General features: G+C 52.7%; 4 protein-coding genes and 2 pseudogenes. 2 read left to right on the top strand and 4 right to left on the bottom strand.

Annotated features, from left to right (window positions below):
- Positions 1–69: pseudogene (locus ACTBDZ_RS14130) on the top strand (surface-adhesin E family protein); the annotation flags it as partial.
- A gap of 127 nt (positions 70–196) precedes the next feature.
- Here the strand turns inward: ACTBDZ_RS14130 and thyA are convergent.
- The 4 genes and pseudogenes from thyA to rppH form a co-directional block, all read right to left on the bottom strand.
- Positions 197–991, bottom strand: coding sequence for a thymidylate synthase (thyA, locus tag ACTBDZ_RS14125; protein ID WP_438815792.1), 795 nt, complete (start codon positions 989–991; stop codon positions 197–199).
- A gap of 89 nt (positions 992–1,080) precedes the next feature.
- Positions 1,081–1,938, bottom strand: coding sequence for a prolipoprotein diacylglyceryl transferase (gene lgt, locus ACTBDZ_RS14120; RefSeq protein ID WP_438815791.1), 858 nt, complete (start codon positions 1,936–1,938; stop codon positions 1,081–1,083).
- Positions 1,939–2,152: 214 nt separating this feature from the next.
- Positions 2,153–4,030, bottom strand: a pseudogene (gene ptsP, locus ACTBDZ_RS14115) (phosphoenolpyruvate--protein phosphotransferase); the annotation flags it as partial.
- Positions 3,993–4,493 carry an RNA pyrophosphohydrolase gene (rppH, locus tag ACTBDZ_RS14110; protein ID WP_438815790.1) on the bottom strand — a complete coding sequence of 167 codons (501 nt, stop codon included), beginning with the start codon at positions 4,491–4,493 and terminating at the stop codon, positions 3,993–3,995. The gene rppH and the pseudogene ptsP, both read right to left, overlap by 38 nt.
- A 702-nt stretch (positions 4,494–5,195) precedes the next feature.
- On the opposite strand from rppH, the gene mutH reads away from it, so the two are divergent.
- Positions 5,196–5,876 carry a DNA mismatch repair endonuclease MutH gene (mutH, locus tag ACTBDZ_RS14105; RefSeq protein WP_438815789.1) on the top strand — a complete coding sequence of 227 codons (681 nt, stop codon included), beginning with the start codon at positions 5,196–5,198 and terminating at the stop codon, positions 5,874–5,876.
- The last annotated feature ends 193 nt before the right edge of the window (positions 5,877–6,069 follow it).

Below are 6,069 nucleotides of genomic sequence, written 5' to 3'. Positions count from 1 at the left end.
ATGGCGATGGTCAAAGCGCTTAACCGGATCACGCTATTAGGAATGCCGAACAGTATTCGCATCACGTAACAATCGACCCGATGGGGCACAGTCGTTACAAGTTCTGATTTATTCAACAAAGCCGAAAGAGAGGTGAAAACAACCTGTAAAAAAGGCCGCCTAAGCAGCCTTGATAGCAGAAGAGCAGAATCGCCGATTAAATCGCCACCGGTGCCTTGATGGCAGGATGCGGATCGTAACCCTCTATTTCGAAATCGTCGAACTGATAGTCAAACAGCGAGGCAGGACGGCGTTTAATGATCAATTTCGGCAGCGCTTTTGGCTCACGGCTCAGTTGCAAATGCGTCTGCTCCATATGGTTGTTGTACAGATGGGTGTCACCACCGGTCCAGACAAAGTCGCCGACTTCAAGGTCGCACTGCTGCGCCATCATATGCACCAGCAGTGCATAACTGGCAATATTGAACGGCAGGCCGAGGAACACATCACACGAGCGCTGGTAAAGCTGGCAGGAAAGTTTGCCATCCGCCACGTAGAACTGGAAAAACGCGTGGCACGGTGCCAACGCCATTTGATCTAACTCACCCACGTTCCAGGCAGAAACAATGATACGGCGTGAATTCGGATCCTGCTTTAACTGTTGCAGCACGGTTTGCAGTTGGTCAATCTGGCGACCATCCGCCGCGCCCCAAGCGCGCCACTGCTTACCGTATACCGGCCCAAGATCGCCATTCTCATCGGCCCATTCATCCCAAATGCTGACTTTATTGTCGTGCAGATAGCCAACGTTGGTGTCACCGTTGAGGAACCACAACAGCTCGTGAATAATTGAGCGCAGATGGCAGCGCTTGGTGGTCACCAGCGGAAAACCGTCTTGCAGATTGAAACGCATCTGGTGGCCGAAAATCGATAAGGTTCCGGTGCCGGTTCTGTCTCCTTTCGGCGTTCCCTCATCAAGCACTTTCTGCATCAATTCCAGATACTGTTTCATTTCACCCTCACGACACGATTAAAAAATTCACCGTGCAGCCTCCCGCTGATGTCAGCAAGGACGCCGCTCACGACAAGCAATTGCTGTTTTTACGCCTTACGACGATAGGCCCAGACCATCATCAGGATACCGGCAAACACCATCGGCAGCGACAGAATCTGCCCCATGCTGATGAAATTACCGAACAGACCAAGCTGAGCGTCCGGCTGACGGAAAAATTCGGTGATAATGCGGAACACACCGTAGCCAATCAAAAACAAGCCGGAAACACTGCCCATCGGGCGCGGTTTACGAATAAACAGATTTAACAGGATAAACAGCGCAATGCCTTCCAGCGCCATCTGATAAAGCTGGGACGGATGGCGCGGCAACATGCCGTACTGATTGAAAATCGCCTGCCATTGCGGGTTGGTTACCGCCAGCATCAAATCTTCGCTGCGCGCTCCGGGGAACAGCATCGCCCACGGCGTATCGGTAGTAACGCGGCCCCACAGTTCGCCGTTGATAAAGTTACCCAAGCGCCCGGCACCCAGCCCGAAAGGAATCAGCGGAGCGATAAAATCAGCAACCTGAAAGAAGTGGCGTTTGGTGCGATGGGCAAACCACAGCATGACGCAAATCACCCCAACCAGACCGCCGTGGAACGACATACCGCCATCCCACACTTTGAACAGGTAAAGCGGGTTACTGATGAACGAGGGGAAAGCATAGAACAGGACATACCCCAGACGACCACCCACGAACACCCCGAGGAACCCGAGGTAGAGCAGGTTTTCCACTTCTTCTTTAGTCCAGCCGCTGCCCGGTTTATTCGCCCGTCGCACAGCCAGCCACATGGCAAACACAAAGCCCACCAGGTACATCAGCCCATACCAATGGAGCGAAACGGGTCCAAGGGAGAAAATCACCGGATCAAATTGAGGAAACGCCAAGTAACTCGTTGTCATCGATTACCACATGCTTGTTTGTTTTATCTCACGACGTTGTTTATCCCACGGTACGGGAAGTCGGAAAAGGGGAAACCTTGTTTGCCAGCGCACTCTCGGCATTAACGCCTTGCGCACTGGCGGCGGTTGCGCATGATAGCACAAAGCAGCCGCTACGCAGCGTGCAAGCTCAGGAAAAGTTATGTAAACAGGATGTTACCGTTGACACACTTTGTCAGCGCCCACCGCGGGCCAGCGCACTCAAACCGCGCTCTTCGAGGAAAAGTGCAATCCACTGGCGTACTTCGCTGGCGCTAGGCGCCGCCAAAAGACGTTGGGTCAGCGCTTGCACCTCAGCCAGCACCAATTGACGCAGCAGGTATTTTACCCGCGCTACGCTACGACCGTTCATACTGAATGTGCGATAGCCCAACCCGGTCAATACCAGCGATCCCATGGCCTCACCGGCCATTTCGCCACAGACGGAGACTTCAAGATCGAGGCGTTGGCATTCGCGAGCAATACCTGACAGCGCCTGCAACATGGACGGGTGCAGGCTGTCATAGAGTGATGCCACATGCGGGTTATTGCGATCTACGGCCAGCAAATATTGGGTCAGATCGTTAGTGCCTACCGAGACAAAATCGATACGAGAGGCCAGGTGCGGCAGCAAAAACAGCATAGACGGGACTTCGATCATCACGCCGATACGCGGTTCCGGCAAGGCATGCCCTACCAGTTCCCGTACCTCAGCGGCGGCCTACGCGATAAGCCGGCACGCTTCGTCCACCTCGTCCAGGCTGCTGATCATCGGCAATAAAATGCGCAGATTGCCGGTTTCAGCATTGGCGCGCAACATCGCACGCACCTGGATCAAGAAGATCTCCTGCTGATCGAGCGTAACGCGAATACCACGCCACCCCAAACAGGGGTTCTCTTCACTGATCGGCAAATAGGGAAGCTGTTTGTCGGCACCGATATCCAACGTGCGCAACACCACCGGGCGTGAGGGGTAAAGCTGCAACATGCCCTGGTACTGCGCCATCTGTTCATCTTCAGACGGAAAACCGCTCTGTAGCATAAAAGGCACTTCGGTGCGGTACAGCCCGACGCCGTCAACCAGATTGATAAAACGCTGCTCATGTTCAGCGCTGAGCCCGGCGTTGAGCATCACCTGCATGCGCTCACCGCTTTTCAGCACCGCAGGCCGCTGCATATCGTCTTCGGCCAGACGCGTCAGCGCATTATCTTCACTCAACAGGCGCTGATATTCTTGTAACAGCGTCGGCTCGGGATCCACCAGCAGTTCGCCCCGATAGCCATCGAGTATCAGGGTACGCTGGTGCAATAACTCCGGCTGAATATCTGCACCCATCAGCGTGGGGATCCCCATCGCCCGCACCATAATCGCCGCATGAGAGTTGGCGGCACCGTCGTGCACGACCACACCGGCCAGCCGGTCTTGCGGCACATCCGCCAGCAGCGTTGCCGTCAGTTCATCGGCCACCAGAATAAAATGTGGCGGCCAGCGATCGCTACTCGTCACACTGTCGTCAAGGTGGAACAATAAACGCTGACCCAACGCGCGGAAATCCCCAGCGCGTTCGCGCAAATAGGCATCCTGAAGCACGGCAAACTGCGCGGCAAAACGCTCGATCACTAGTTTTACCGCCCACTCGGCGACATTCCCGTCATCCACTTCCTGAAACAGCTCGCGCTTGAGGCGTGCATCGCTCAGCAAATGGGAATAAAGCTCGAAAATGGCTGCACTCTCTTTTTGCGCGCTGGCGCTAAAGCGTTTACTGAAACGGCGGAATTCAGCATTGGCCTCTTCCAGCGCCTGCGTCAGACGCGAACGCTCACGCTCGCTATCCAGGCTTGAAGCAGGGAAAACCAGTTCCAGTGAGGGCTGACTGCTGTCCATCCAGCCTGGCGCAATCGCTACGCCGCTTGATGCCACCAGCGCTTTGAGCCGTGTTTGCCGATACTGACCAAATAGCGCCTTGATTTGCGTCAGAGAAAGAATGGCGGCCATTTGCGCCGCCAGCGTGACCATGAAAGACTCTTCATTTTTATCAAACTGGCGGTGTTCGCGCTGTTGTACCACCAATAACCGGGCTGATAAATTCCTTCATCACCCGACGGTAAACGTCGCGTTTAAACGACACCACCTGACGCACAGGATACCAGTAACTCACCCAGCGCCAGCCATCGAACTCCGGCGTGCCGCTGCTTTGCATATTGATATCAGATTCGTTGCACATTAACTGTAGCAGAAACCACTTCTGCTTTTGACCGATACAAACCGGTTTTGTATCCCAACGCACCAAACGTTTTGGTAATTTGTAACGTAACCAGCTACGGGTTGAAGCCAGAATACGGACATCCTTTTTCCTGAGTCCCACTTCTTCAAACAGTTCGCGATACATGGCCTGTTCAGGGCTTTCACCCGGGTTGATGCCCCCTTGCGGGAACTGCCAGGAGTGCTGACCATAACGGCGCGCCCAAAGCACTTCACCAAGCCGATTGCAGATTACAATACCAACGTTAGGGCGGTAGCCATCATCATCGATCACCGGACTACCTCGAAAACTTTCAATGCAAAGATGACCTGATTGTTTCACACTCCCGTCACCCGGTAAACCCCTGCTTAACAGCATTGATTCTAGGAATAACCTGCTGCTAACCCACAGAAAGGGGAAGAGTTATAAACAGCATGCGTCAGGCATAGCGCTTTTATTCACTATTTTTGTGGATATCACTGTGCAGAACCAAATGAAAGCATGCGAAAAACATTTTCTCTGTCGTTAAAACCGCAGCGCACAACCTCAAAATTATTCCTTTATTTTCAAAAAATAATGATTTAACCCACGACATATTCACTGCAAATAAACCACACAGAAAACCGCTGTCCGGCAGAGTGGTGAAAGATTGCTCCACGACGGTTTTATCCACAGATGCAGCGCAAGAATCGCATAATAAAATAACAAAAATCGCAAAAATTCGTGACGTCAAGGCTGTAAATCAAACCAGTAGTGATGACTTATCCCGGTTATCCCAAAAATCTGTGGATAACCTGGTGTAAGATCCTGTTTATTGTCGGTGTCTATCCCTGAACAACGATAAAACCGACGTGATACATTGGCGGGATAAACAAAAAAACACGCTATGAATCATGCTATTATTGTTTTCCTTTCGGCACGGCAGCGCCCTGTTGAAAAACCTGATGGATGCTGTATTTTTTTTAGTCAGCCTGACGATCTGTTTCATAGGTGAATATGCCCAACCCGATTGCAACACCACCTGCCGATGAACATGCGCTACTTGAGCGCGCACATGCGCTTGCCGGCTATACGCTGGCGGAACTTGCTGTACAAGCCAATCTGCCGCTGCCAGCCAACCTTAAACGCGACAAAGGGTGGATCGGTGTATTGCTTGAGCGCTTTCTCGGTGCCAGTGCAGGCAGCAAACCAGAACAGGATTTTCCGGATATTGGCGTGGAGCTAAAAACCATTCCGATTGATGACCGGGGCAGGCCGCTTGAAACCACCTTCGTGTCGGTGGCTCCGCTGACCGGCAACAGCGGTGTGACATGGGAAAGCAGCCATGTGCGGTATAAGTTGGCTCGGGTGCTGTGGATCCCGGTAGAAGGGTCGCGTGAAATTCCGCTTGGCGAACGGCACATCGGCACGCCGCTTATCTGGAGCCCCTCTCCCGAGGAGGAAGATCTGCTGCGTCGGGATTGGGAAGAACTGATGGACCTGATTGTGCTCGGCAAAGTGGAGAGCATCACCGCGCGTCACGGCGAAGTATTACAATTACGCCCCAAAGGGGCCAACAGCAAGGCGCTGACACAAGCGATCGGCGAGTTTGGTCAGCCCATCATGACGCTACCTCGCGGTTTCTATTTAAAGAAAACCTTTACCGGCCCGCTGCTAGCCCGTCACTTCCATCTTTAAACGGTACAGATAATGCGTATCGTTTTTTCTTGCCAGAAAGCCGAAAGCGAAGCATATAATCTACGTTTAAATTGTACTAGCTCAGACCTGATCTGACAGTTACCGGTTATTTATACAGGTGTCTGTCAGATTAAATCTGGTTCAGATTTTTTTCTGCCCAGACCCGTTTACCATCAAGTAATGTTGCCATTGG

The sequence above is a fragment of the Symbiopectobacterium sp. genome (assembly GCF_051710365.1).
Taxonomy (GTDB): Bacteria; Pseudomonadota; Gammaproteobacteria; order Enterobacterales; family Enterobacteriaceae; genus Symbiopectobacterium.
Note: the sequence above shows the minus strand (reverse complement) of the source record. Positions and strands in the feature narration are given on the sequence as shown.

Bases quoted from the DNA above. Each gene is read 5' to 3' on its own strand.
- thyA (WP_438815792.1), bottom strand. From the start codon at position 991: ATGAAACAGTATCTGGAATTGATGCAGAAAGTGCTTGATGAGGGAACG.
- lgt (WP_438815791.1), bottom strand. From the start codon at position 1,938: ATGACAACGAGTTACTTGGCGTTTCCTCAATTTGATCCGGTGATTTTC.
- mutH (WP_438815789.1), top strand. From the start codon at position 5,196: ATGCCCAACCCGATTGCAACACCACCTGCCGATGAACATGCGCTACTT.